The following is a 26494-nucleotide window of genomic DNA, read 5'->3' as shown; positions in this document are numbered from 1 at the left end:
TGCGTTAATTCTTGACTGACTTCTGCCTGATTAGATGATGTTTAGAAGCAAACGGCTAATTGGGGCAAAAGGTATGTCGTCGTCGAAGCTGTCAAAGTGCTGATCATGCTGTGGAGCAGGATCGCGTGGTGACTGACTAGGACGTTGTTGCTGTTGCGGACGCTGCTCACGGGATTGCCCTTGAGAGTTGTCGCGCTCTGGCCTTCCACCCAGGAGCTGCATTCTGCCCTGCATGTCGACGATAATTTCGGTGGTGTACCGTTTGATACCGTCTTTTTCCCACTCTCGTGTTTGAAGCTTACCTTCGATGTATACCTGCGATCCTTTCCGCAGATACTCACCAGCGATCTCAGCGACTTTCCCAAACAATGAAACACGGTGCCATTCGGTCCTTTCGACTTTCTGTCCCGTTTGCTTGTCAGTCCACTGTTCACTTGTTGCAAGGCTGAGATTGGTTACTGCATTACCGTTAGGTAAGTAGCGAGTTTCTGGATCTTGACCACAGGTGCCAACCAAGATCACTTTATTTACGCCGCGAGCCATAGTATTTCTCCATTTAGATAGAACTACGGGGCGGCATTACCCCAATACGGGGGCAATAGCAGCCCCGTTGGGGTTTGGTTTTTCATGGGTTTTTGGTTGTACTTTTGAGACGGCCAACAAGCCGACCATGCGACGAGGCGCATGACTAAATCAGTCCACACATGTGGGCTGACTTAATCTGGGAATTCATGATGGTTGAGATTCAACCACGAGGCGCTGGGCCTGTAGATGGACTGCAAGGCATGCAATCCGGATTTATAACGCCGAGCTACTCGACGTGATAGGAAGTCTGCAACAAGCAGAATCCAATGGCAAGCGGGTTTTTTGTCCGCGTTTTTTCAGTCGCTTTTTCGTCCTGAAAACGGGCCATCCCCTTTTCTGTACGGAGGAAAATGATCCTTACCAGCCTCAGAGGATCAACCATGCACCACCTTAAATCTCTATTGCCGCTAGGCCTGGCCATTGGCTTGGCGCTCACAGCGGGTTGTGCCAACAAGCCAGAACCCCCTGCCCCAGGCACGCCATTCGAGGTCGCAAGCTACGAGCCCGATATGCGCGAATACCACACCAGCTGGGGGCATACGGGCCGAGGCGGTGCAGCATTGCGAAAACCCACCTATCAACCCGTTCTTGGCAGCCTCGATGTTCTCGAGACCCCGGCCGGGAAGCTTCACCCAGAGCTGCAAGCACGCCTTACAACGAACGATAGCGTTGCAGTCCCATCATCCATGTTCCAGGCCAACTGTGCTGACTCTGCAAATGTGGCGCAGGCCTTTGCTCTTGGCCAACCCGCCGCAAGCGAGCGCATCGTCACCTTGGCCAACGCGGCCGGTTCGGTCGATGACTACATTGCCGTCCGGAACAAGCTCTGCAAAGGGGCTCAACGGTTGAGCTACGAGGAGTGGGTCATTCTCGTCGAAGGCACCCCGAAGGATGTCCCTCTTCACCTGAAACCATCTCTTCCGCCCTCCTATAAGTGATCAGTCATGCCTAAATTCAATCCCACTCTCGCTACAGCCATTGGCGTTTCAATCGTGACCTCTGCCGTTGCTGTCGGTGTCTCTGTCTACATGGGACAGAGCTACACCGAAATGGCGGTGAAGAAAGCCCTCGTTGAACAGCTGCCAGGGGCCGTCGACAAAACCCTCAAGGATCGCGAGATCGAGAAGATCAACGCCGCGAAAGCGAAAATCCTCTCGAATTGGAGCGGCGCAGCTGACACCAGCATTGAAGGTCGGCACATCTACGGCAGCATGGATGCGCAATTTACCCTGGTCGAGTTCAGTGACCTGGAATGCCCGTATTGCAAGCGCTTCCATGACACGCCCAAGCAGATGGCTGACAAGTCCGAAGGACGTATTAACTGGGAATGGCAGCATTACCCCCTGGCCTTCCACAACCCTGTGGCCGAAGTGGCAGCTCACGCATCTGAGTGCGTGGGAGAGGTCGCCGGCAACAAAGCCTTCTGGGCATTTACTGGCGAATGGTTCGCTCGCACTCAACTCAATGGCCAAGGTGTCGAGGACGTAGAGCGTCTTGCGCAGGAGGTTGGCGCGCCCCTTGATGCCTATCGTCAGTGCATGGAAAGCGGCAAATACCAAGCCTTGATCGAAGGCCAGGTGAAGAAAGGCACGAACATGGGCGTCACCGGCACGCCAGCAACGGTCGTAGTCGACAACCTCACAGGCAACAAACTGCTGGTGAAAGGTGCGCAAAGCACACAGGTGCTACTCCAGACCATGCAGCAGCTGGTCAAAATGCGCGACGAGGCTCCCAACCAAGACAAGCTGGATACCCCTGCTGAGGGCGCGGCCAATGAGATCGGTGCTCAATAGGCTGGGTGAATGGGCCGACCAGCTAGATTTCGGGGGCAGTCATGCGCTTTCTAGCACTCGTGTCGCTATGACTCAGCAGCTTGAAGGTCGGGCAGTTCTTTTCCATGCGCTACGCAGGGCCAGTACCTGGGATGAGGTTTTCGATCTCATCTCAGCCAACGGATACAGCCTCATTCCAAACGGAGAGGATTTTATCGCCGCGGACACGAGTACAGGACTTATGTTCTCTCTCTGGGATTGTGGTCATAGTCGGCTCGTATTTGAGGAGAGGCTTGGTCGTTTACCGGATTTACCACCCATGAGTCGATGACTCCAACCCCGCCCCGGCGGGGTTTTTCTTGTGCTTGGGATATTCCAGAGCGGTGATGTACTGGGCACGACCTCAACGAACGTATCAGGGAGATACGCCATGACCGATCTACCACGCATTGCATCGTTTCGCCAGTTGGACGAACACCTGAAGAAAACTGGTGTTCCACGCGACGAACAGATGATTCGCAACAACATCTACATTGCACCGCTTGACTGGTTTGCTATTGAAGAAGGCTTCAATCTGAGGCCAATCGATCCTGACCATGCGGAAGGCTTCGCCAAGTCTTATGAGCAGGGCCTGTATGTGCCTCCAGTCGTCGCAGAACTGAAGATCATCGACGGCAACCCTCGCCTCGTGATCCGAGAAGGTCACCATCGCCTTACTGGCGCGCGCATCGCAGATGGGCGCGGTGCAAATCTTCCAGGACTGATGGTCAACGAGTTCAAAGGAAATCAGTCCGACGCTGTTGTGATGATGATCAAGACCAGCGAAGGCAAAGAGTTGCTGCCGCTGGAGCGAGGAGAAGGCTACAAGCGCCTGGCCGGGCAAAACTGGAGTCCAGCCCAGATCGCCGATCGCATGAACAGGAGCATCACTCATGTTGAGCGACTGATGCTTCTCGCCAACGCAGAGGAGAACGTCAAACAGCTCGTTCGCGAGGGGGTAATTAAAGCGTCTCCCGTCATCGATGTTCTGGTGGAGCTGCGAGGAACTGGGCAAGACCCGTATCCAAAGCTGCTGGGGATGATCGAGGGGGCTAAGGCCTCCGGCCGTACCCGCGCAACGGGCTCAGACGCCAACAAAGCGCTGGGCAAGTTCAAAGTGACACCTAAGGAGGCCATGAGTGCGTTCAGCGCACTGAGCGGCCTTACAGGAAGCCTGCGTGATCAACTCAAGTCCGGTGGCGATGCGCAGCATGAGTTGCGGCTTGACTCGAAGGCGGCGGAGTCGCTGCTGAAGATCCTGGAGAAGTATGAGGCCAGCCAGAACACGGCTGAAGCCTGAGGAGGCGGTAATGCTGCACATTGAGCGCAAGGTAGGGGAGTCGATTCGGCTAGGCACCGACATACAGGTGATCGTCACAAAGGCTGCAAACGGTACGGTCAGATTGGCGTTTGAAGCGCCGAAAGAGGTGAAGATCTACCGCGAAGAGATCTACCAGCGCATCCAGAACGAAAAAACACCCTGATCACATAGTCAGTTGTTCGACTTCGCTTGGGATCACCGCCGAAGACGGTAACCTATGGCTATCGAAAAAAGGAGTTTCACCATGAAGAACAGCAGTATCACGATCCGCACCGGGCTTCTCGCCGCAGCTATTGCCCTCCTGGTCGGGTGCTCTTCCTCGCCGAAGGCTCCCTCCGTGCAGCTACCTGATCCGCAGAATGTACCGAAAGAAAAATGGTCCGATGCGATGCACGTTTTGACTGCCATGAAGATTTCTGGCCAGCGCGACGTGCCGCGTGAAATGGCTGAGACCTTCGCCAATTCAGCACCAGGCCGCACCAGCGGGACAGCAGGCGCTGATGCTGCGATTGCCGGCGTCAGTCTCGCGGCACCGCCAAGCGGCTTTAGTGGTGGAGCTGCTGCAAGCGTAGGCCTCGGCCTTATGATGCTTGGCGGGTCGAGTGACCCTGCGCACGCAACTCAGGTTGTGGCCTGGGTGCCGGCTGATGAGGCCTCCTCCCCTGAAGAGGCATCTGCACTTGCACTCAAGAAGGTAGAAGAAGCCCGCAAGAAGGTCTTTGAAAAAGGGATGTCGAAGCTACCAATGCATGTTGGTAAATACCCGGATGGCCATTCCCGTGCTTACGCATCGTTGGCTGATAGCTACGCTGAACGTCCTATCCCATTCACCGACAACGCCGCCCCTGCACCTGACTTCGTGAAGTCAGCCGCTGCATACGGGCCTATCTTCATTCGGGACAATCAATTCGTCCTTGATGCCTCAAAAAATGGCATGACGCCATCTGAAGCCATGCTACTCGCATCGCGCTATCTACCGGATTGGGTCTACATCTACCATCCTGGCCAGAAGCTGCGGAAGAACTCAATTCCCGCAGCAATTTTCAATCGAGGCGAGGCCAAGTACTTCGTCGGCAAATAAGTCAGCAGCAATAAAAAAGCCCCGGCACGCGGGGCTTTTTTACTGCTTGATCACTTCATATCAAGCTCATACTGTTTCTTCACCGCGTCGACGTCGAAACCCTCCAATCGCTCCAGGTTGCGATCCAGGGTATTCAGGCGTTTGGTTCCCTCAGAAAACTGTCCCAAGCCACTACCGCTTCCCGTTACATCTTCAAGAGAAACAGTCGAAGCAGTTGGCAGTCTGCCTGCGAGATTCAACATGCCAATCCACTCGGACAGATCCACACGCGACCAATCCATTTTGCCCAACTGATCGGGTGTGATCCCCTCGCAGGTCGGGGTTTTCACCTCTCCCCATCCCAACCCTAGCTGTTCACGAGCCGACTCCTGAATGATCCTCGCAACAACTGAGCCAAAGCAGCAATACGCCTCGCGCTTTTCAACGCAAGACCCAAGCACTTCGGAAGCGCAGTAGCTCCCAACAAAATGGCATTGTCGGGTTTCCTTTTTCGCCCCTAGCTCGAACTCTTTCTCCTCGCATTCCCAAATGATATTGATCAGCAGATCTACGATCACATAGACCATATACACCCAGCCGATAATGTTCACCACCATCGCAGCGTTTGCCCCAAGACCAGTTACTGCGCCATCGGCCCCAGTTGCAAACACAGCATCTGCTGCCGCGGTCGCTCCCATATCCACCATGGCGTCATATGCCTGTTGCATGAGCCAGGTTTGCAGCTTACTCAAGGCTGTCTGCTCAAGGGTGCCGCTGAGCGTCTTCTCGAATGCGCCTGTAGCAGCATCCACGATAGACCCCCATTGCCCCTTCACGACCGAAGTACCAGCTGCCATCACAGCGTTACTTCCCGCAGCCCAGTATCCGGGCGCGAACAGGCTACCCGTTCTGTTCAGCGCTTCCAGCGAACTGGTCATCTTGAGCGTGTTCATCGTCAGGTTCACATAGTCGAAGATGGATACGCTTTCTGGCGCTTCACAACAATCGACGTAACCGCCGAGTGCTTTTTTGCACTCCATTGCCTCGCCCTTGAACACTTTGCAGTCATTGGCCTCATTGATATCGGTACCATCACCACCGCAGTCCAGGTCGTGCTCAGCAAACTGAGCAACCTGAAGCATGGCCACCGCATAGGCAAAATCGCCGCTTTTAGTGTTCGACGAGTCGAAACACTCACTGCCCATGCACCGCGCCCCACCAGGGCATTCGATTTGGGCACCAGTGTTCACGATTGTTTCGTAGCTGGTGTCATAACCGCAGTCCCAGACCTCCTCGAAGGCATAACAAGCGCCTGTCTCGCCTTTTGCGCCATCAATACAGCCTTGAGAGATAAAACCGCAGCTTGGATTCTGCTCGTACTGGGTGCAGGTATTCAGGTTACCGCCATCATTTGAGGGGCACCGTTGCACACCTTTGGCGTCCGTGTAGCAATCCATATTGCCCTTGTAGTAAGAGCACTCGGCGCTTACCTTGGCCTTTTTGCAAAGCGGATCGATGTTCGGATGCGGGGATGGTGGCATGTCCGAGCGGCAGATCTGAACGCCATTGGTTTCAGTACAGCCATTGGCATCCACTGCCGGCATAGACGTGCACGACATCTGCGCGTTGGTGCAGAACCCATCCTCGATCATGTCGAACATAGGCAGGCGCTCTTCCGGCCCCCAACCTTTATCGACAAACGCCTTTGCCGGGTCATAAATGATCTTGATACGGGCGTAACCCTCACCACCGCCGGTGACCGAGGTGCGAGTTTTGAACGTAATCACGTCATCATCACTGCCGAATTTGTCAGTGATCACCTTGTTCGGAGCTACGTTCCAGCTTGTTCCACGCTCGCAGGAGCCAGATGTTTCAGGTGGGAAAACGCCTGGTGTATGTGTCCAAAGCATCTGATCATTGAACAGAATTTGGAAATAGTCATCGAAAACAGCTCTGTCAATTGTGGCTGAGATGATGGCGTCCTTAGCTATCACGCGGAATCGGGTGTACTCCTCATAGATCGCGCAGTTACCACCCCAATAGTTGTCCCCGACCGTGCCGACCCAGATATACAAGCAGCCGCGACCGCATGACTGGAAGTTTGGCTGCCCGGAAACATATTCGATTACACCTACCTTGTAATCATGCAAGAACTCAACGTTCCCGCCCTGATCCACTACACGCTCACATGTTTTGTAGTTAGCAACGTGGGCGTTTTTCGTCACGTTCTCAAATACATCGGTCGATTTGCAATCTGCGAAGTTTTGCTTAAACCCGTCCATGAAGTCGGGCGAGCGAACTTTATCAGCCTGGTTGAGCATAGGGTCTTTGGACAGATCTACAGACATGCGATTGCCGCTGTCGATAAGCGTTCTATATGCCTCCCCCTCAGAGGACGATTCCGATTTCAGACGGGTATTGGCCCGCAACCCAAGATCAATCGTCTTCACATCGTCGCCATAGACCTTCTCCAGCGAGACCGTATCGCCAGCGTCAGGGAAAAGATCTTGGAGCGTGACCGAGGCATTCCCACCGTCGAAAACCTGAAGTGCCTGTTGGCCTACCGATTGGCCCGCCGCCGATCCTGCGGTCACTGCGTCAGCCCAAGCAGTGAAGGTCATGCTATTGAGATATAGGCCTATGACGGTCGCGTTGACCAGGCGTATGAGCGTGGTTTTGAGTGGTTGTCGCATCGATCGCATGTCCAGAAAGAGGGATGCTTCGATGCTATGGCAAGGGGGAAACACGATGGCGCGGTTTCAGGCAATAAAACCGCCTGAAAAAGCAAAGCCCCGGCTGGTGGTGTCACCGGCCGGGGCTCGCTATGTTTTTGATCATGCCTGAGGCACTACTAAGACCTGACCATCACTCGGGATCAAGCGATGAATCACCGCCCATGATTTGACGAACCGGGTATCCGGATCAGAGGATGAAACAGTTCTGGCGATCTGCTCGGGGACTTTGAACACCCGACCAGACTCGACCATCAGTTCTTTGAGTTCTTGGCAGAATAGTGCGTTTGCTGCGGTCATGTTCAACTCTCCTGGTGTGGGTGATCCCCAGAGCCCTTCACACGGAAGGGCTCTGGTGGATCACCCACGGAGGGTGACCACGCAGCGGCCTAGCCGAAGCTAGGCTTGAATCCGTTCACTGGGCAAACCCCTAAGGGATGGCTCAGTGGGCCTTGATGTTGGTGCCGTGCTTCTTGTCGAGACGGTCAGCAACCACATAACCGATCACGCCGGTTAGGGCCAAAACGCTGACCACACCTACGATTGCGTAAACAAGCATCTGCATCGAGTCCATTTCATTCTCCTTTCGGATTGCTCATCGCTGTAATCAAGGATACCACCAAATCGGCGATCATCATTACCACGCCAAGCACCAGACAGAACGATACGACAAGCGGATGCGTCCCTGGTGTAACGATGGAAACGAAAGCGGCTGCCAACAAGCTACAGCCAACGCCCATAAGTGAAGCCTTAATCCAGTCGAATAGTATTTTTTTGTACATAGTTTTTACTCCTCAAAAAGACGAGGAGTCCCAACGGGATTCCCCGTCAGGGTTTAATTATTTCCAACTCCGAGCCGTTCGGCTGAGTCAGTAGAACAACAATAAAGCCATTTGCCTGCGAATAAATCGCATAGGCACATTTCGATTTTTCAGCCAACGATGATGCGCTGCGAACAGCGTCAATTGCGTTTACATGAAACATCGGAAAGACCTCTTATGGAGCAAAGACTCCCGGAGAACCGAAAGTAATTTGCCAAGAGCCTTATTGAATCAAAGCGAGTGACGCGCCTTGATCATTTCTGCGGTGTGAGACTGCTGAGCAGTTGCAACGCCGGAATCGAATGCCTTTAAGCCAAGTTGAATGCCACCAACAACAAGAGCGGTAAGGACGATAAGAGTTTTCATGGTGTTCTCCGTTAGCAAAGGATGCAGACGGAGAACCACCCTGGCGGGAAGTAATCTCCCCGCTGCGGGTTTTTAGGCACGCAGAAAAATCAATATCCAGTTGCCTGGATGCCGATAATTTGAGTGCTATTTTTAAGCCGGTTTGAAAGCGTGGCTCTGCTTTTTTGTGACTCATCACATGCATGATGAGAACACTGCCTGAACGCATACACGTTTCAGGCCTTGGCGGACATGCTCATGCATGGCGCTAAGTTCTAAGCACAGAGGTCTCTGTGCTGGAAGGATTCTTTAGAGCTCGACCTGAAGCCCACTCTATGGCTGCGATGATACCAAACCGATGCCCTTTAACAAGACGCTGAACCAAAAAAAAGGGTGACCCGAAGGCCACCCTTTCACACTCATAGCCCACTCGGTGAAAACACCTTATGACCGCGTTTATTCCGGAAACGGTCAACAACCATCTCCATTGGTTCTTCCAGCATGATCGGGGGGAAAAAACCATGCCCCCGCGAGTGCTTCAGGTATATGACTCCCCCTGTTGACAGCTCCCAGAGGTGAACCTTTGTTTCGCCTTTGGTAACCCAAGCCTTGCGGGCTACCGAGGCCTGACCTTGCAAACGAGCAGCTTCAAGGATCGCGTTCATCGACTTCTCCGTATATCCGACAGGGAGAAGCCCCATGGGGGATTTCTCCCCCATAGGTGGTTTAATTAGAGCGCTACGTCTCGGCTTTCGAGCTTCAGCTTTTCCGGTGCTACTGGAAACCAGTAGCAATCCCAGTCCAGGAAAATGATGGCCCCGGGCCGAAACTCATCGATCTCACGAACGAATCCAAGGATTGTCTTTCCCTTGATTTCGAGCCCGTACCCATTTGTCACCGTTACGGTATCGCCAAGCATGAAATCGCATGGAACAGGCGCGATTTTTGCCATTTTTTCTTCTACAAATCGATGCATTTTTAATCTCCATTTGCATGGAGAACCCCGCCGGAGTTCCCCGGTAGGGTTATTTGCAGATTGCGTTGGCAAGCTCTTCAGCACGAAGCAGAGCGTAAGCTCTTCGCTCCTGGCTCATGTATGGCCAACAAGAGCCAACTGCGTCCGAATAGCTCCCGAAGGCGTCAATCCAGTCCCAGTAAATGTTCGTGCTGTCTACACGTCGCATCTGGTCGGCAGCTGGACGAACAAGGCTGAATACCTTGTACAGCTCGCCACGCTGAGTCGCTTGCTTTACAACCTGAAACTCGCCATCCGTCATAGCCTTGCGGCAAACCTTCTCGACGAGAACACTGGTGGCTCGCTTCAGCAGCCTTTCAACTAGCTTGACCACCTGATCGTTACGAGTAACGAACATCTTGGCTTCGCCTGCCTGGGCGTCCCTATAAGCATTCATCTGATTCTCCATTTCCACGAAGCGCAGAAAGGGAGAAAGCCCGTAGGGGGCTTTCCCCCTATCGGGCTTCTATTTACTTAAACAGTTCTTTGGCTGCGATTTTCAATGTGGTAGCACGAACATCTTCGAAGTCGCACATCATTGCTTCACAACAGACCCGGAAGCTAAACGGATGAACTTCGTCCGAAAGAACCCAATCCATTGCTTCGCGCCAATTCTGCTCACTGACCTGAGGATGAATGATCTGCCTCAGAGTGATTTTCAGCAGGTACTCCCGCATCCACTCAACGTAATCATCGGTGATTTCGTCTCGTGCCCGCAGGGCTTCCAGCTCAGCGTCTGACATTTCAAGAATGTCGAGAAATCCAAGTTGAAAAACTCGCGCATGGCTTGCCTTTCTCCGTGGTCTCCGCTCAAACGAGCGGCGCTGAATAATTACTTGCTCCCCAAACAGATCCAACAAGGGCAACGCAGTCGCAGTATTTTCCATTTCAGACCTCCTCAAACCGACAGAGGCCTCCCACTAGGGAAAGCCCCTAGTGGGTTGAATGGTTATTTGTCAGGCGGCTAATGCTTCGCGAACAAGCTCAAAGAGCGAGTTCTTGAGATTCGCAACCTCCCCAACAGCACGGTATTGGCTGAACAATGCTTTCAGGATGTGCTCATTGGCACTTCCGAAACCAAGTCCAATCACTTCGATGCCGCTGACCTCACACCGCTGAAGAAACTCCTTCGCTGCATGAGTAGTACCTGCGTTCGGTTCACCATCCGTTATGACGAAAAGAATCTTCTTCTCGCCCTTCGCACGAAGAACTTCAACAGCAGCCGGCCACAGTGCTTGCGCAAGAGGCGTACCGCCCTCCGACATCGCACCAAAGCCACCTTCGCTTACCGCCTTGATCAATCGCTCTTTCGGGCTCTTGATCAGTGCGCAGCGCTCAACGCCATCGTTCGCCTTGTTGGGGAACGACATCGCGCCGGTTGTCACCAGCGGAAGTCCCTCCAGCGCGCTTAGCACCGCGTAGACTGCGGCTTCGGCCTGATCCATCGCAGATTTCATACTCCCCGACTTGTCGAGAAGAATCTGGATTGATGCAGACTGACGCTCTGCTCGAGACTTACTTCTAAACACCCGCGTTTCGCCGCCTTTCATCATGGCGATACGCCCAGTGTCGATCCGCTTGCCCTGCCGCTTCAGCCGAACACGGCAATCAACCTGCGCCTGTAACAGCCCATTAAGGCACTGTCGCAGACCGGCCGATTGCTCGATGCCCAATTGCACACGGCGGACGCTCGCTTGATCGGATCGGTTCCTGCCCCTCCCATCCAGAGAGAATGGTCGGATCGGATTGCCGTCGCGCACTGCTTTACGGCCTAGCAACTCACCCGCCTTGTCGCCAACTTCCGAGATCAACCCTTTCAGGTCGGCTTCGGTTGCATCCTTGGCCTGCTCGCGCAGGTTGCTGGCTTCTGGGGAAGGTTTGCCGCTGCCATTGCTGGACTGCGAGGTTTCTTGGCCATCGTCGCCGGCATTGCTGCCGCTACTTGGTTGGGATTGGTCTTGCGGCTCGGAGCCGGACTGGCCTCCATCAGATGTTTCCTGCTTGGATTCGGGTTGCCCCTCCTCTTTGCCTTCATCACCTGCACCCGCACCACCGCCTTGATTTTGCTCCTGCTGCTGATCGCCTCCACCCGACTCTTGCGAGTCCTGAGGAGCACCCTCAGAGCCTTGCTCGGGCTGCGGTTGCTCATCTTCCTGCTCATCCTCTTGCGAAGGCAGCAGGTCGATAATCGCGTCCACCAGAGCGAGAACATCTGTTGTGCTCTCGCACGCCAGGGTGTTCTTCACCAGGGTCAGGATCTGATCCGTAAGGTCAGCCCCAAGAAGGATCTCCATACGGGCCAGGTAGGCTTTTGCTGGAACCTCAAGCTGCGGTTCCTGGAGTAGCCAGTAACCGCCGTAGAGAATTCCGTTGTGAATCACATGAAGCGCCGGACAGTCATCCACCTGCTCTGGCCGGAACGGCTCAAGCAGAACCTTGCGGTTCAGGTAACGGATGTCCGACTCAGTACCTGGGTACTGATCCATGCTCAATCGTTCAATGCGGATGTCCTCAAGAATGTTCAGCAGATTCTTGCGGAAGGGTGTCGGGCTTGAGTCGCGAAAGCAGCCCATGTCTGTGTTGCGGACATGGGAGCATTCATGTGCGATGTACCCGAAGGACAGCGGCAGATCGTCCTCGGTGAAGGGGACAAATACGTTTTTTCCATCTGTCTTAGCCTGGACACCCTCAACATGCACTTTGACGCCAGTTAGCTCGGCAAGGTGCTGTGCGTAGATCGGCAGAGTGCCGACCAGGGATTGATTGCTCATCGTTTATCTCCTTTCTCGCCACCGCGAAAAGGAGTAACCCCGCGAGGAGGGTTACTCCCGCGCGGGGTTTGTTTGTGATGTCAGAACCAGAACGTGCCGAAGGGCATATCGGGTTCAGACGGATTGATTACGAGGGGTTCTTCAGACTGCTCCGCTGGAACGGGTTCAGCTGGTTCAACAACCTCGGATGTTGCTGGTACTTCGTTGATGCTGTCGTGACAACTCGGAGTAGCGACACTTGCGCTCAGCTCTTCCTCGACCATCGTTACGGCATACTCGGGTACTTCAGCAGCAGGTACAGCAACAGCAGCGACAGTCTCGGCCGGAGCCTCGATCTCAACTGTTGTAGGAGCCTTTGTTTCAACACCGGCCGGGGCCTCGGTTTCAACTAAAGGCGTTGCTGGAACGAAAGCCATCGACACATCTTGTGGGCCGTTGGCATTGTTCAGGTTTTTGATCAGCCGCTTGATCGAGTCCTCATCAGAGAGGGCCGACACAAGAGCTACAACGCTGTTGTACTGAGAGCCATTAACCACCCCGGACTTGGGGAGAGCCGCAAGGACTTCCTCAATGTGTTCGGTTAGGGCTTTGACCTCACTGGACAGGAACATCAGGCCGCGAAGCTTGGCGTTGATCTTCCGAACAGTGTTCAGCGTCGTTTGTGTGACATGGCCACGAGTGGCCAAGCCAGTTTCAAGCAAGCGCTCGGCTGTATCTGCCGTCTCAGCGTACAGCTGATCTGACAAACCACGGACCTGCGTACCCAGCGTGTTAGAGAGGTGCTTGTCGCCATCAGGGGAAACACGGCATGCCGCGTACCCAAAATGCATCCCTGCATCTACCTGCGCCTTCGGTGTCACCGAGGTGCGGATAGCATCACGCCATTCTTGCTTCTCCCAGCCCTTGTCGATCCACTCAGTGATCCAGCGTTCGTAGTTGGGGAGAAAGTTGTTTTTCAAGTCGTAAAATTGCGATTTGAGCGCTTCCAGTCGGTCAACAACCTCCTGGATCTTGTCCTGGGAAACTGCATAGCCACCCAGGAACCGCACACCACACTCTTCCACCACCTTTGTAGCCTGCCGCTTGATCTTCTCAAACGGTTTCAGCTTCTCCGGGTCGATTACACGCATCGAGCCGAGTGAAGCCAAAATAGCAGGAGGAATCTTCCCCTCCAGCATTTCAGGTTTCAGCTTTTTCCGAGCAGTCCACAGATGGATACCGGAAAGATCGACCAGCAGTAGTTGGTCTAGGATTTTGATCTCATTCTGTTGAATGGACATTTCACGATTCTCCTTTCTCACATGCATGAAAAAGGGGGAATCGCGCCCGGTGGGGGAGATTCCCCCTTAGGGTTTTTACGCAGCAACTTTCCAATCGCCACCAAAGACACTCTGGGCGATCTTACGAATTGCTGTCTTCTGAACTAAATCGCAGCGATTGAGCAGCGATTCATCCAGCGAAAGTTGAAGCGGATTAGCTGCGCCCTGGTGAGTGTATCCACAAGAGATACGCCCCCAGCGAAGCAATGTCCGAGTGGACATCGTGACGCTTAGGTAATTACCACCTAACCCTTGATGTTGATTACGAATGGAGTTCGCAACCTTCACCATGTTTTTCGCCATCTCTTCCGGAAGCATTGGCAAAGCAGATATCAAAGTTGCTACTTCGTTATCAGCCTCAAGGTACGGAACCTCAAACACTCGGAAGCGATCCAGCGATGCCAGGTTCTGCTGCATGGTGCCAGCATGTACTCCCGATGCATCACCCTGTCCCGCCGTATTGCCGCAAGCGACAAACCGGAAGTTGGCATGAGGCTTCACAACCTCACCATTGTTTTCCGCAATCACCAAGGGTCTCCCCTCCATGACAGCGTGCAGACCTACAGTTACTGCCGGATCAAGCGTGTCGTACTCATCGAGCACGAACACAAACCCATTACGCATTGCTTGGGTCAGCGGCCCATCCACAAACTTCGTGTTCAGGTCGCCGCTCACCGGATCAGTGACAGGTAGGTTGTAACCAGTAAGCTCCGGCATTTCCATCCGACTATGTGCCGAAACGGTGATGCAGGGCCAATTAAGATGGGCAGTGACTTGCTCTACGAGCGAAGACTTACCCGAGCCAGTTGGGCCGAGGAGCATGCAGCTATCCCCAAACGGAGCGTAGAGCCAACTCATGAACGGCTTGACCAGCATCTCGCGGAAGAAATACTTCTTCTTCGGCGCGACGTGATGCATCCACTGGTGTCCTTCTGCAAAACCTGGCGCTTGCGCGTTGGTATTGAAGCCGAACTCTTTCATCTCAACTTTTGCATTGAATTGCATTTTATATTCTCCGTTCTCGAAAGCAGTTGCCCAAGAAAAGGAGAATCCCCATAGGGGAAGACTCCCCCAGTGGGCGGTTTATTTTGTGCAGGTTTTACGCAGCAACTACCAGATCAATCACAGACAGGCTGTCTTCACTGGTTTTTTTGGTGAAGCTTACGACTGGTGTGAGCCCGTGATAAACCAGCTCGGCACACAGCGAATGCATCATCCATGGCGGGCAACTGACCAGAACGGTAGTTGTGCCAGATTTCTTTGCTTCAGCAAGGGCAATTTCGGCAAGTCGCTCAACGCGCTTTGCAACACTTTCCTTGGTCGGCAACACCGGGAAGAAAAGGAGACTACGAATCTCCTGAAATTCCTTCCAACTCGTAAGATCACGAACCCCGAAGGATTCGAGTTCACGGGTAGTTTTAAACTTGGTCAGATTAACGACTTCGTTGGTATTGCTCATATTCTCAACTCCAGTTTTCAGAGCGGAGAAATCCCATACGGGTTTCCCCGCATGGGTAGGTTTTTAAGCTGATTAGAGTCGCAGCTAACGACCCGTGCCAGGCACGGACAAACATCTACGCTCATGCGTGGATGGTTGATTCTGGGGGGTAGCATAGGTCAAACGGACTTATGCTTACTTGAACAGCCCCGATCGGGGCTGTGAGGGTTCTTGAGCTGCAATAGCGCGCAGCTTACGCACCTTTCGGTAGGGCCATGATGCCTATTTACAGGGATGCCTGCAACCCTCTGGGATCACGCAAATTTGCGGTCAAGCAGGCCCGGAGTGGGTAGCGCTTGGCGCCCGCGGTTTGCCTTGTCGATATCAATGATCACGGTTCCTCAGTCGATCTGCTCGATGCGGCCATCTGGATAAACGCGACGATGACCACCACCGTTGCGGTTCACCTTTACGACGAACCCCGGCCAGATTTGGACGATTGCCATTCAGCTTTTGCATGGTCTGTTCCTTCATCATGGCTCGTTTCCCTATGCGTCCAGCTTTGGAGGGGCTGGCTTGATGAACACCATCACCCCGAGCCAATTCATTAATACATGACCTGGTGCGGAGAAGTCGCCACCGGGCAGCAATCGAAAGCGCTTACTGGCTCTGATTTCGACCTGCTTCGAACGAATGGTGAAGATCACGTTTCCTATCCTTGAATTTCAGACCAGCTTCAAATGTGGGGGTACGCTGTCGGTTACGTGCGCCTGCATCATCGGCTGCATCACCATTATTTCGAAGCCCATTTCTTCAAACCACCATTGCCCCATACGTGCAAAGTCATCGGTGGGGAGCGCCAAAAAACCATTACCGTCAGACCAAAACATGCGGCTCACTGGATGGACAAAATCCAGTTCGCAATCGCCGTTCGGATAGACGCAAACAATCATCTCCCATGACCGATCTGGCGGCGAGGGCCACTGATAACCTTCCGGAGCCATGCGTTTACGAGTACCACCCTGATAGCGCCCTGACAGGCCATATACGAACGCCCGCACCTGCCACGTTGCCACAGCGTTACCCTTGGCTTGCAGATCGGCACAGACGCGCTTGAATGCCTGGCGCACCAGTGGCTTTGGCAGCCTCCACACAAAGCAAGAAATGCCCTGCTGGTAGAACGCTTCAAAATCCATCGCGGGATAACCCGCTTCGTCGGTCGCTCGTTCCAGATAGTTCATGGCTTTTTTCCTCAGACTTCTAAGTCAGGGTCGATGACCCATGTTTTGCCCTTACTGACAACGGCCACCGGCCTTTGGCTAAGGGCATAGATCGCATGCCTGGTCGAGAGCTTCCCGGTAAGGTAGTGGCGTGCAACGCTGAGTACATATCGCATGGGATTTTCCTATGCTAGATCACAGATGCCCTAAGAAGAAATAACGGTAAGCGGCATAAAAAATCGTTCCAAGAATCACCTCAACTGCAAACAAAATAGCCAAATCGAAAACACCCAGTTCTTTCTTCAAGGCCCAGATAAATGTTGTGACTGCGACACCTGCGAAGATCACGGCAGCTACAATATGTTCCATTTCTAAATTCATTGATTTTCCCTCAATGGGTGCAAAAGCTGCTTCCCTTTACCGCCTCGGCCCCGGTTCGAGGCCAGGGATGTGGTGTACGTTTTCCTCGGTATTCGTTATGGGCTCAGATTCTCACTACTTGCTAGGAACCCAAGCCCATCATCAAGTGGGCCGACGCGTGCCACCAGGCCCGTTTTCCTACGCAGCTGGGTATTCAGCGACAACGGCGCAGTGGTCCAGGGAAACTTAGCCGTACCACTGCGATCTGTTAGATATGGCCTCGGGCACCGTCCCAGAACGATTTCAGACGGAAAAAAAACGCTGGGAGCAGGATCAGCACCAAGCTCGCTACTACAGATAAGGTCACCACCGTCACCGCACCGTTGAGCGCATGCCACATGCCGATCTCGAGATAGCGCGTCCCCAGATCCGCTGCTTTGATGATGAACGCCATTGCTATGCCTTCTCCTTGGAATGGGATCATCTGGAGCAAGAAAATTAATCCGCCGAAAGCGACCGCGATGATCGCGAATCCCTTGAGACCCAGGGCGATATCGGCTGTGCTTGGGATGGCGTGCATCGATATAACCAGGATGAGTAACGCCAGAGCAAACCCCTGCAATGAGCCAGTACCCAGGTCGACGATCGCGGTAACAGAACCGGTGGCCACAACGCCGATCCAGACAACCAACGGCACCAATCCCTGGTCGGGAAGGCTCTGATCGTATGATGTGCCAAGGGAGAGAACAGCGATTGCGCCTCCGGCCAACAAGGGCGCTATGCCCTGAACAAGGAGACCAATCGAGTTGCGCAGAGAAAACGGGCTGTAGGAAAACTCGACGTAGCCCAGCTGCCCAGTGATTGCATCCGGTGCGAATAGAGCAAGCTTCCTGATTCGCAGGCCGAAGAGCAGGCATGCAATCGCGTGCGCCATTTCATGTACAGGCCCGCCGATGATTCCAGTGTTCCGATAGACGATCCACGTCTTTACCGAAAACTGTGACACCAGCTTACCCCAGACAAAAATCGCGCCGGCCGGCACCAGTAAAAGCGCGAGATAGAGGTAGATCATGCGCGCTGCCCTGCTGCGGCTTCCATCTCCCGCTTGGCCTCAGCGTGACTTTTTTGGATCACGACCTGGGTGATGCTGTTGATCACCAACACCTTCTTTGCTCTTGTGGCTGCGACATAGAGCAAATTCAACTCATCAACCCGCTGATCAGGGGTGATCTTCTCTTCGTCGAAGATGTCTGGGAAATCTTCTTCCAGGACAACCACATCCCACTCCAGCCCCTTCGAGCGGTGGCAGGTGCTAACAATCACATCTGCATCAAGAGGATCATCTGTTGAGTTGCGGCGTAGCGCCGCGATCAACTTCGGAATGTCGTTGTGCTCCTTGAGTATCCTGAGCATCCGATTCATCTCGGCATCCTTCGACTCCTCTGCCGCTTCGGCAAACCCTCCAAAGTCGCTGAACTGCCCGAAAAGGCGTTTGTTGCGGATCTCATCCTTGCGGCCGACCTTCAGATGGTAAACATCCTCGAGGTCGGAGATTTGGTATGCCTCAATCCCCCCGTTCCAGTAGACAACTTGGCCGTCAGATACAGCATCGATGGCCGTCATGATCACGCCAATCACCGTTCGGTTGAGCACGGTGTAGTGGTTACATCCAGAGGGCAGCGATGTCGTCACTTTGTCGCGGGCACCGTACCCAACCAGGGGACGAGCTTCCCCTTGCTGTTTGAGGATCGCGTTGGCTACGCCGGCAATCATCGGCCCGAACCGGAAAGAGTTGGTCAAGAACATCGACGCTGCGCCCTGCACAATCTGAGTATCAAGCGCATTCTCAGCTCCTCGCCAACGGTAGATCTGCTGCCATTTATCGCCGACGAAAATCTTCCTCGCCTTCTGACCTGCGACCAGGGAGGCGGTCACAGGGTTACTGTCCTGAGCCTCATCGAAAAGGATCACGTCATACGGCAGCTGTGGATTGCTGAGCTGGAAGAGCTTCAGATATGCGTCATGCTGGCAGGGGAACTTGCTCTCGGTATCGATCATCGCGTCCCAGAGTTTCTGGGCAGAATTTATCGTCCGGTCAAGGTGATCGGCTCCGTGCTCCGCTGCCTCTTCCTCGCTGAGCGCAGCAAAATAATGCGCCTCACTGATTTCTTCGTCAGCGCTCGAAAGGTAGGCATTGAGCACAGCGATAGCGTCTCGAACATCTCCCCAGTTCCGTGTTTTGAGGAGCCCAGCAGCATCCGTCAGACGGATATTCCCGAGTTTGTGCTGATAGTGTCGGCCAAATTGTGGCCAGGCCAACTGGTGAGAAGTTTTGCACACGACGTTTTTTGGAAATTTCTCGGCACCTTCATCCCGAATTGCACGGTTGTACGCCAGATAGAGCATGCGCAAATGGCTGTGATGGTTGGCATAGGCAACAAGCGTAGTCGTCTTGCCGCACCCGGCATAGGCCTTCACCACCAGATGGTCACCTTGGTACTCGATGATGGGGAGCTGTTCTGCGGTCGACTTCATTGAGGCGACTCCATTCTGTTTTTTGCACATTTGCCGCCATAGACAGACAGCGCTGCTAAGCACCAGAACGAAAACACGGCATCAATCAGGTCGCCCATTGGGAGATGGCGAACAACCAGGGCTACCGGCTCTGTCACCACCAGGAACGTCGCATACCCTGCAACGGCATGCATGCCGAAGGTGCGCAAGGCCGCTGCGATGAGAAGGGCAAATAGCGCGCAAGACACCAAGCTATGCGTGGAGCTGGAGCCTGGGGCGAAGTGGGTACAGGCGACGACCATGCCAACCGCTACTGCCATCAAGCCAGCAGTGTGACGACTGGATATCGAGCGCAGCTCTTCGCCGCTGTGCCTGAATGTCAGAATCATGACTGCGTGCGAGCCGATGCCTGCAAGGTAGTCAATGAGTAGTGATCGGCATATCGCCGGAGGATATTTTTCGCTGGGCATGTGAGTCTCCTAAGGTGAGGAGATCGTTTCATGCAGGTCGCGGGGAAAGGTCTGGTTTCGGGCGGTTTTTTGGTCTGAATTACGCAGACGCCGCCCCAGATCGGGGCGGCTGGAGGGGGCTTACTGGTTGACGCGTTCCTTGAAGGACTTGCCAGGGGTGAACTTTGGCTTGATCGAGGCAGCGATGGTGATCGGAGCCCCGGTAGACGGATTACGGCCCTGACGCTCGGCCTGCTTGGTTGACTCGAAAGTACCAAAGCCCACGAGGCTAACCTTGTCGCCGCCGGCAACGACATTTTGAACCGTCGAGATAAGGCTATTCAGCACCTCTCCCACGGTTGACTGACTGTGCCCGCTTTCGTCGGCAATCGCTTTGACGAGTTCTTGACGATTCATTCGCTTTTACTCCTTGGTTGTTGAAAAGTCGCATGGGTGTTGAGTCCCAGCTGAAAGCATTGAAACATGGCTCTGGATAATCCCAAGCCGCCGGCTCACCCGAATCGGCGTTTGCTTTTGGCGCGACGGACGTTATAGCCCTTCACCCAGCTTTTCATGTCTTCGCTCGGTGGTTTGGGTTGCACGGTACCGATCCATGCGCGATCTGGCAGCTCTTTCATGTATGCCTGGTATGCGTACTGAGCCCACCCGTCTTTTTTGCCGGTCTCACGGGCGTACCCAAGCAGCTCACAGAATGTGTGCTGTTTACTGGTCGGCCCGAGCACTTTGCGTCGATCGTCTAGCTTCACCAGTTTGCCGGTGGCCACCGCCACCCCATCCGGTATTACGATTTCATTACCACACTTCGGACAGAGCAATCCGCTGAAAACAAAGCTGCACTTCGGACATGGCTTGGTTTTTTTCTCCTGATCGCCTTTGTCCTGCGGGCGGCGGTCAAGACGCTCCCCTTCCCCATTGTCCATGGCGTCGGGCACCTCGTCCGTTGGCTTCCCGTTAAGCAAGAGGTTCCCGGAGTGGTCAATGATAATGCAGTCGATTTTTCCAGTTTCAGGCGAGAGTCGCAGCCCGCGGCCAATCATCTGGTAGTGAAGCATCAGGGACTTGGTAGGCCGCGCTATTACAAGGCAACTGGTCGAGGGGTCATCAAACCCCTTGATCAGCATAGCCACTGAGACCAAGACCCTTATCTTGCCCGCTTTGTACTGGCGCAAGATCTCCTCGGTCTCATGCGGCAGCATATAGCCATCGATATGGGCTGCGGCCACCCCAGCTTTTTGAAACTCAGCAGCGAGCTTTTTGGAGTGCTGGACGTTGCAGGCGAAAACCATTGTTTTGCGGTTTTCACCCAGTTCTTTCCAGTGCGTTACCACGTCACCAAGCAGCTTGGCGTCACCCATGACCGTGGCAAGCTCGTCCTCGATCCAGTCACCATTCGGCTTCGTGCTCACCCCCTTCAGAGAAGGCACGGAGGGCGCGTAGCACTGCGTAGGTACAAGGAAGCCTTGGTCTGTCAGCTCAGAAAGGGAGATGCAATTGATTAGCCTGTCAAAGATGCGCCCCAGGCCCCGCCGCCATGGGGTAGCGCTGAGCCCTATAACAGGCACCTTGTTCCTCCGGCACCACGTAATCAGCTCGATGTGGGCTTCATGGATGACATGCGCCTCGTCAATGAGAACAAGGTGAGGTTTGTGATGGTTGAGCATGTAGTCGAGGCGCGGACGCAAGCTCTGGATCGTTGCAACCTGGATGGGTTTTCGGTAGTCCGTGCAGGGATGGTCTGACTGAATTGCACCGGCGACCAATCCATCTTTGTAGAACCGCTCAAGCGTCTGATCGAGCAGCTTCACACTGTCGACTATGAACCAGGCCCTGCGGTTCTTCGCCTGCGCACCGGCAATGATGTGCTTGGCCACCTCTGTCTTACCGGAGCCCGTGGGACTCATCAGCATCTGAATGATCGCGCCAAGGCTTATGCCCTTGCGGAGTTCAAAATCCTGCTGTTGTTGGTAGGGTCGAAGCTGCATCGAGGTTTCTCGCTGTACGAACTACAGGTAGGAAACCATCGCTTCGAAATAACCCAAGCCAGGTGGTCGAGCCGTGGGATGGAGGCGGCAACAGAGCGCAGCCTGATTGAGGGGGATATTTTTTCCTGCCAATGCACGCCGATACAGGCTCTTCCTGATGCTCGCGCCTTGACTTGGGTTTTCCGGCCGGCGTGCGACTGTGTTCGACATTGCCTGAGCTTTCGCACAGGCGTCGACGCAGGCCAAGAGATAGGAGGCATGATGGATGACGTAGGAGAGGCGCGTGCTCGCAAGTTCGCTGAGTCACTGCGCGATGCAAGCTGGGTTATCGATGATGATGCAGCCGGCGCACGAAATGCCGTTGGATTCTGGCTGTACTCATACAACCTAGTGGCTGGCCCCCGACTCGTTGGCCAGCTGACGCTGGATGGCTATCGAGCAATGCAGGGTGGCGAGGATCTGAAGAATCTTGGAGGGCTTCAGCCAGCCGATGTTCTCGGCGCAACCCTCACCGCCTATGACGCTTTGCCAGAGCAGCGCCGCAATGCAGCGGAGTCCCAAACCGTAATATCAGCGCTGTCGCTATACGCCAGTTCTACTATGACCTGGCAGGCGCTGCCGCCTCTCAAAACTGGGGCACACCAACACTTCATGGTGTTCGATTGGCTCACGGCTTCCGGCAAGAGGATTTTTCGCCCCGCAGCTGCAATCACCGGTTCCGTTCTTGCTCCTGAAATTCTGACCGACTTCAGTAAGCAAGTGCTCACCGCCCATTTGTCGAAACACCCCCACGAAACGCCTTTCTAACCCCAAAACTACAAGGACTTTGCTCATGCCAATACGTCACATCATCGTTCATCAGATCGACAAAAAACCCGATGGAACCCCCGCGGTGTTGCATGCCCGCGATACAGAGTTGGGCGCGTCGCAGGCCATCGAGAACATGCTCGCGGACCTCAACGAAAGCTACAACGCCAAGCAAGGCAAGGCCTGGGGTCTCTTCCACGGGGAGTCAGGCGCTTATCCCTTCAGCCGATGGTTGAAGGATTACCTCGACGAAAACCAGGACTTCACCGCCTTCAGCCGCCATGCGGTCGAGCACCTGCAAAAACTGATGGAAGAATCGAACCTCTCAACCGGCGGCCACGTCCTGTTCGCCCACTATCAGCAAGGCATGACCGACTACCTCACCGTCGCTCTGCTGCACCACAGCGAAGGCGTGGCGGTGAACGACACCCTGGACGTGACCCCAGCCAAGCACCTGGATCTCGGCCAACTTCACCTGGCAGCACGCATCAACATCAGCGAATGGCAGAACAACAAGCAGTCCAAGCAGTACATTTCGTTCATCAAGGGCAAGAACGGTCGAAAGGTCTCGGACTACTTCCGTGATTTCATCGGTTGCCAGGAGGGTGTAGACGCTCCCGGCGAAACCCGCACCCTGCTCAAGGCATTCAGTGATTTCGTCGAGAGCGAGGATCTGCCCGAGGAGCAGGCGCGGGAGAAGACCAATACTCTGGTTGGCTACGCCACCAGCCAGGCGAAGTTGGGCGAGCCGATGACGCTGGAGGAGCTGTCCGGGCTGATTGATGAAGATCGACCAAAGGCGTTCTACGATCACATCCGCAACCGCGACTATGGACTGTCGCCTGAGATTCCAGCGGATAAACGCACCCTCAACCAATTCCGCCGCTTCACCGGCCGCGCCGAAGGGTTGTCGATCAGCTTCGAAGCCCACCTACTGGGTTCCAAGATCGACTACGACGAGAATGCCGGCACCCTGACCATTCGCAATCTACCCACTCAGTTGCGTGATCAACTCAAGCGCGGCTAAAAAAATGCCCCGTCCATCTCTGGACGGGGCAGATCCTGCTTAGCCTGGCAGTGTTCCTGCTGGGCCTTAGCGCAAGCTCAGGCCGTCGAACCCAAGCCGCAATGAGAGCTGATCGGCAACCGAAGCGCCGATCTTGCTGGCAAAGCGATCCAGGGGATTCTGTTTGCGGGTGAAATCAACGATCTTGCTCACACCTACGACTTCACGAGCCACGTAGTCAGAATCACCAAGGCGATCAACCAGCCCCAGTCCCACCGCTTGCTCGCCCGTCCATATCAGCCCCGAGTACAGGTCGGGATTCTCCTTGGCTTTCAGACGATCTCCCCGACCAGCCTCTACCGAGCGAATGAATTGGTTGTGGGTTGTTTTGAGAACCCCTTCCCAGAACTTCCTCTCCTCAGGATTTTGAGGCTGGAATTGATCCAGGAAAGCCTTGTGTTCCCCGGAGGTATAGGCGCGGCGTTCGACCCCAAGCTTTTGCATGAGCTCAACGTAACCGAAGCTCGCCGCGGTGACACCGATCGATCCGACCAAACTTGCCTTGTCCGCAAATATCTCATCGGCTGCGCTGGCGATGTAATAGCCACCGGAGGCACCCAGATCTGTGATGACGGCATAAACCTTCGTGTCTGGATGCAGTGCACGCAAGCGACGAACTTCATCGTAAACATGGCCCGCCTGCACGGGACTTCCGCCTGGGCTGTTGATTTCCAAAATCACAGCTTTCGTATTCTCATTTTCAAAGGCCTTGCCGAGGCTGCGTTTCAGGTTCTCAGCGCTCGCTTCCTCCCCATCCGCAATCACTCCCCTCACCTTGATTTTTGCTGTTACCGGCACATCGGCCCCAACGCCATCAAGGTCTGCCCTTCCGCCGACCACAAAAGCAGTCACGACGATCCCAAGAGTCGCGAGACGGAAAAAATTCTTCCAGCGACGTGCTGCACGCTGCTCTTTGATGCTTGCTTGCAGCGTTCGCTCCAAGACTTCGAGGCTTTGATCCATGGGATTTCCGTCAGAAAATTTATACACGGCTATTAAACACTGCGGAGAAGCAATCCTGAACAGGCAACGGGAACTTGGGATTCTCGGCGGTCGTGAGAGAAGGAGGCGGATCACTTATACGGAGAACCATTTATGCAGGTCGTCACGCCCCAAGCCCGGAATCGGGCTGGACTTACTCTCAACCTGGTCATTGGAGTTATCGGCTCACCGCAAGCGCTTTCTCGGCTGAAAGCCAAGCTCGAATTAGCCGTTGAGGACGCTTTGCAAGGGCTCTCACAAGAGGCCAGCCATGAGCTTGGAATTGAGATTGGTCGCTGGAACATCGAAACGTCCACCTCCCAACCAGAAGGCGACGGGTCGGCATCGAGCGGGCCACCCCCTGGTCATTCGGTAGAACAGCTGGAAGCCCCCCCGAAGCCCGCATCCGAGGCCTCCCTGAAGGCAGGATTATGCCTATGAGCGCCACATCCGCCGTGACACAAAACTTCGAGCACGAGCGCTTTGTGGTGCGGGATATCTCTGACCAGTATGAGGCTCCGACCTTTGACCTGATTTTCCGAGACCAGGAGCACGGAGTTGAGCGTTGCTCCGACAGCGTGTGGAGTTCGCACGAGCAAGCCTCGGTAGCAGCGGAGGCACTGGAAAAGGCGGATCGCCGTCCAGTTCACTGGGGTGTGTTGAAGAGCCTCTAAACGGAGACCCATAGAACTCAGGCGACCATTTGTGTCGCCTTTTTTCGCGCTGTCAGCCCCCGTGACTCAATCAGCCAGGTAGCCGGCAGTATCGAGGCGACTTGGGTATTTCAGGCATGCCTATAGCGTGGCCAATGCAACGCGGCCGAAACCGAGGAGAAAAACACCGCAAACCACAAACAGCTTAGCCCGCTTTCAGGCGATAAAACCGCCTGAAATCGGGACATTCCTCAGTCAGTACCTAACAAACTATCCGGCGACCAACCACCAAGGATCATCAGTATGCAATTCAACAATTTCTCATCCTCCTCCAAATCTCCCCTGGCTCTCGGCTTGATTGCCGTTTCGGCCGTTATTGGCGTGGGTCTGCTGCTGGGTTCGTTTTACACCGTCGACGAGAAAGAGCGCGCAGTAGTCCTGCGCAACGGTGCCTTTATGGAGGTGGCAGATCCAGGCCTGCATTGGAAAATCCCCTTCATCGACAGCGCCAAAGCGATCTCGATACAGAACAACGCCACCAAGTGGGACGGCTTGCAGGCGTACAGCCGTGACCAGCAGGCTGCAACGCTGTCGGTCTCGGTCAGCTGGCACGTGCCGGCAGGTGAGGTCGCGGATGTCTACAAGAGCTACGCCGATCTGGACGGCCTGCTGACAAGGGCGATCAGCCGCCATGTCCCGACACAGGTAGAAAACGTCTTCGGTCAGTACACCGCCGTCAACGCCGTACAGCAACGCGGCAAGCTGGTTGCCGATATCGCCACCGCAATCAAGGGCGCAATCAGTGGACCGGTGGTGATCGACAGTGTGCAAGTCGAGAACATCGACTTCAGTGACGCCTACGAGAAGTCGATCGAAGAACGCATGCGCGCTGAGGTTGCCGTGAAGACTCGTGAGCAGCAACTGGCCACTGAGCAGATCCAGGCGCGGATTGTCGTCACCCAGGCCCAGGCTACCGCGGATTCGGCACTGGCCGCCGCACGTGCCGAAGCGGAAAGCATCCAGCTGCGCGGCGAAGCGGAAGCAAAAGCCATCGACGCCCGCGCCCGCGCCCTGGGCAGCAACCCCGGCCTGGTCGAGCTTACCAAAGCCGAGCGCTGGAACGGCGTGCTGCCTACCACGGTACTTCCAGGCGGAACCCTGCCGTTCATCGACGCCAAGAAGTAATCCATCCTTCCACACTAGAAGCCCGCAGCCCTGACCAG

32 protein-coding genes are annotated in these 26494 nt (G+C 54.7%); 9 read left to right on the top strand and 23 right to left on the bottom strand.

Going from position 1 to position 26494, the window contains the following annotated elements; translation table 11 throughout:
• Positions 1–30 precede the first annotated feature (30 nt).
• Positions 31–543, bottom strand: coding sequence for a single-stranded DNA-binding protein (locus PCA10_RS30010; RefSeq protein WP_011077974.1), 513 nt, complete (start codon positions 541–543; stop codon positions 31–33).
• 422 nt (positions 544–965) lie between these two features.
• Between PCA10_RS30010 and PCA10_RS28775 the strand changes: the two genes are divergently transcribed.
• From PCA10_RS28775 to PCA10_RS28755, 5 genes are all read left to right on the top strand, one after another.
• A complete protein-coding gene (locus tag PCA10_RS28775) occupies positions 966–1523 on the top strand; it encodes a hypothetical protein (RefSeq protein ID WP_011077973.1) in 558 nt (185 codons plus the stop codon).
• A 6-nt stretch (positions 1524–1529) separates the two neighbouring features.
• The gene (locus PCA10_RS28770; protein ID WP_011077972.1) at positions 1530–2378 is read left to right on the top strand and encodes a DsbA family protein; all 849 of its coding nucleotides are present in this window, start codon (positions 1530–1532) and stop codon (positions 2376–2378) included.
• A 409-nt stretch (positions 2379–2787) separates the two neighbouring features.
• The gene (locus tag PCA10_RS28765; protein ID WP_011077970.1) at positions 2788–3696 is read left to right on the top strand and encodes a ParB/RepB/Spo0J family partition protein; all 909 of its coding nucleotides are present in this window, start codon (positions 2788–2790) and stop codon (positions 3694–3696) included.
• 10 nt (positions 3697–3706) lie between these two features.
• Positions 3707–3880: a carbon storage regulator CsrA gene (gene csrA, locus PCA10_RS28760; RefSeq protein WP_016502343.1), complete on the top strand. Its 174-nt coding sequence runs from the start codon at positions 3707–3709 to the stop codon at positions 3878–3880.
• 81 nt (positions 3881–3961) lie between these two features.
• Positions 3962–4798 (top strand): hypothetical protein, encoded by an 837-nt coding sequence (locus PCA10_RS28755; RefSeq protein ID WP_011077969.1) that lies wholly within the window; start codon positions 3962–3964, stop codon positions 4796–4798.
• A gap of 50 nt (positions 4799–4848) precedes the next feature.
• On the opposite strand, the gene traN is transcribed toward PCA10_RS28755, so the two are convergent.
• The 21 genes from traN to PCA10_RS28675 all read right to left on the bottom strand — a co-directional run bounded on the left by traN (position 4849) and on the right by PCA10_RS28675 (position 21764).
• Positions 4849–7470 carry a conjugal transfer mating pair stabilization protein TraN gene (traN, locus tag PCA10_RS28750; protein ID WP_047882719.1) on the bottom strand — a complete coding sequence of 874 codons (2622 nt, stop codon included), beginning with the start codon at positions 7468–7470 and terminating at the stop codon, positions 4849–4851.
• Positions 7471–7611: 141 nt separating this feature from the next.
• On the bottom strand, positions 7612–7809 hold the full coding sequence (locus PCA10_RS30000) for a hypothetical protein (RefSeq protein WP_011077967.1): 198 nt from the start codon (positions 7807–7809) through the stop codon (positions 7612–7614).
• A 142-nt stretch (positions 7810–7951) separates the two neighbouring features.
• Positions 7952–8083 (bottom strand): hypothetical protein, encoded by a 132-nt coding sequence (locus tag PCA10_RS31215; protein ID WP_011077966.1) that lies wholly within the window; start codon positions 8081–8083, stop codon positions 7952–7954.
• A 1-nt stretch (position 8084) separates the two neighbouring features.
• Positions 8085–8291, bottom strand: coding sequence for a hypothetical protein (locus PCA10_RS28745; protein ID WP_011077965.1), 207 nt, complete (start codon positions 8289–8291; stop codon positions 8085–8087).
• Positions 8292–8561: 270 nt separating this feature from the next.
• Entirely contained in the window at positions 8562–8696 is a 135-nt protein-coding gene (locus PCA10_RS31210; protein ID WP_256203872.1) for a hypothetical protein, read from the bottom strand.
• A gap of 398 nt (positions 8697–9094) precedes the next feature.
• Positions 9095–9340, bottom strand: coding sequence for a hypothetical protein (locus PCA10_RS29995; RefSeq protein ID WP_016502341.1), 246 nt, complete (start codon positions 9338–9340; stop codon positions 9095–9097).
• Positions 9341–9405: 65 nt separating this feature from the next.
• Positions 9406–9651, bottom strand: coding sequence for a hypothetical protein (locus PCA10_RS28740; protein WP_016502340.1), 246 nt, complete (start codon positions 9649–9651; stop codon positions 9406–9408).
• Between the two features lie 49 nt (positions 9652–9700).
• Positions 9701–10087, bottom strand: a complete 387-nt coding sequence (locus PCA10_RS28735; protein WP_011077960.1) for a hypothetical protein — start codon at positions 10085–10087, stop codon at positions 9701–9703.
• Between the two features lie 73 nt (positions 10088–10160).
• On the bottom strand, positions 10161–10577 hold the full coding sequence (locus PCA10_RS28730) for a hypothetical protein (RefSeq protein WP_011077959.1): 417 nt from the start codon (positions 10575–10577) through the stop codon (positions 10161–10163).
• Between the two features lie 69 nt (positions 10578–10646).
• Positions 10647–12461, bottom strand: a complete 1815-nt coding sequence (locus PCA10_RS28725) for a nitric oxide reductase activation protein NorD (RefSeq protein WP_011077958.1) — start codon at positions 12459–12461, stop codon at positions 10647–10649.
• An 80-nt stretch (positions 12462–12541) separates the two neighbouring features.
• Positions 12542–13741: a DUF3150 domain-containing protein gene (locus tag PCA10_RS28720; RefSeq protein WP_011077957.1), complete on the bottom strand. Its 1200-nt coding sequence runs from the start codon at positions 13739–13741 to the stop codon at positions 12542–12544.
• A 75-nt stretch (positions 13742–13816) separates the two neighbouring features.
• The gene (locus PCA10_RS28715) at positions 13817–14785 is read right to left on the bottom strand and encodes an AAA family ATPase (RefSeq protein ID WP_011077956.1); all 969 of its coding nucleotides are present in this window, start codon (positions 14783–14785) and stop codon (positions 13817–13819) included.
• A 94-nt stretch (positions 14786–14879) separates the two neighbouring features.
• Entirely contained in the window at positions 14880–15239 is a 360-nt protein-coding gene (locus PCA10_RS28710; RefSeq protein ID WP_011077955.1) for a hypothetical protein, read from the bottom strand.
• Between the two features lie 527 nt (positions 15240–15766).
• Positions 15767–15925 (bottom strand): hypothetical protein, encoded by a 159-nt coding sequence (locus tag PCA10_RS30775; protein WP_016971293.1) that lies wholly within the window; start codon positions 15923–15925, stop codon positions 15767–15769.
• 18 nt (positions 15926–15943) lie between these two features.
• Positions 15944–16459, bottom strand: a complete 516-nt coding sequence (locus tag PCA10_RS28705; protein ID WP_011077954.1) for a hypothetical protein — start codon at positions 16457–16459, stop codon at positions 15944–15946.
• A 174-nt stretch (positions 16460–16633) separates the two neighbouring features.
• The gene (locus PCA10_RS30685; protein WP_016971294.1) at positions 16634–16807 is read right to left on the bottom strand and encodes a hypothetical protein; all 174 of its coding nucleotides are present in this window, start codon (positions 16805–16807) and stop codon (positions 16634–16636) included.
• Positions 16808–17066: 259 nt separating this feature from the next.
• Positions 17067–17870, bottom strand: coding sequence for a hypothetical protein (locus PCA10_RS28695; RefSeq protein WP_011077953.1), 804 nt, complete (start codon positions 17868–17870; stop codon positions 17067–17069).
• Positions 17867–19333 (bottom strand): 3'-5' exonuclease, encoded by a 1467-nt coding sequence (locus tag PCA10_RS28690; protein WP_011077952.1) that lies wholly within the window; start codon positions 19331–19333, stop codon positions 17867–17869. The genes PCA10_RS28695 and PCA10_RS28690 overlap by 4 nt, the downstream gene beginning before the upstream one ends.
• Entirely contained in the window at positions 19330–19782 is a 453-nt protein-coding gene (locus tag PCA10_RS28685) for a hypothetical protein (RefSeq protein ID WP_011077951.1), read from the bottom strand. The genes PCA10_RS28690 and PCA10_RS28685 overlap by 4 nt, the downstream gene beginning before the upstream one ends.
• Positions 19783–19902: 120 nt before the next feature.
• Positions 19903–20178 (bottom strand): HU family DNA-binding protein, encoded by a 276-nt coding sequence (locus PCA10_RS28680; protein ID WP_011077950.1) that lies wholly within the window; start codon positions 20176–20178, stop codon positions 19903–19905.
• Between the two features lie 95 nt (positions 20179–20273).
• Positions 20274–21764, bottom strand: coding sequence for a DEAD/DEAH box helicase (locus tag PCA10_RS28675; RefSeq protein WP_011077949.1), 1491 nt, complete (start codon positions 21762–21764; stop codon positions 20274–20276).
• Between the two features lie 258 nt (positions 21765–22022).
• Between PCA10_RS28675 and PCA10_RS28670 the strand changes: the two genes are divergently transcribed.
• The gene (locus tag PCA10_RS28670) at positions 22023–22571 is read left to right on the top strand and encodes a hypothetical protein (RefSeq protein ID WP_016971295.1); all 549 of its coding nucleotides are present in this window, start codon (positions 22023–22025) and stop codon (positions 22569–22571) included.
• Positions 22572–22596: 25 nt separating this feature from the next.
• Positions 22597–23598 carry a nucleoid-associated protein YejK gene (gene yejK / locus PCA10_RS28665; protein WP_011077947.1) on the top strand — a complete coding sequence of 334 codons (1002 nt, stop codon included), beginning with the start codon at positions 22597–22599 and terminating at the stop codon, positions 23596–23598.
• A gap of 66 nt (positions 23599–23664) precedes the next feature.
• On the opposite strand, the gene sppA is transcribed toward yejK, so the two are convergent.
• Positions 23665–24600, bottom strand: coding sequence for a signal peptide peptidase SppA (gene sppA / locus PCA10_RS28660; RefSeq protein WP_011077946.1), 936 nt, complete (start codon positions 24598–24600; stop codon positions 23665–23667).
• A 455-nt stretch (positions 24601–25055) separates the two neighbouring features.
• Between sppA and PCA10_RS28655 the strand changes: the two genes are divergently transcribed.
• Positions 25056–25292: a hypothetical protein gene (locus PCA10_RS28655; RefSeq protein WP_016502335.1), complete on the top strand. Its 237-nt coding sequence runs from the start codon at positions 25056–25058 to the stop codon at positions 25290–25292.
• Between the two features lie 282 nt (positions 25293–25574).
• Complete coding sequence (locus PCA10_RS28650) at positions 25575–26456, top strand: prohibitin family protein (protein ID WP_011077945.1); 882 nt, start codon at positions 25575–25577, stop codon at positions 26454–26456.
• The last annotated feature ends 38 nt before the right edge of the window (positions 26457–26494 follow it).

It is taken from the genome of Pseudomonas resinovorans NBRC 106553 (assembly GCF_000412695.1).
In the GTDB taxonomy this organism is placed as follows: Bacteria; Pseudomonadota; Gammaproteobacteria; order Pseudomonadales; family Pseudomonadaceae; genus Metapseudomonas; species Metapseudomonas resinovorans_A.
This window is presented reverse-complemented; position numbering and strand designations above follow the sequence as displayed.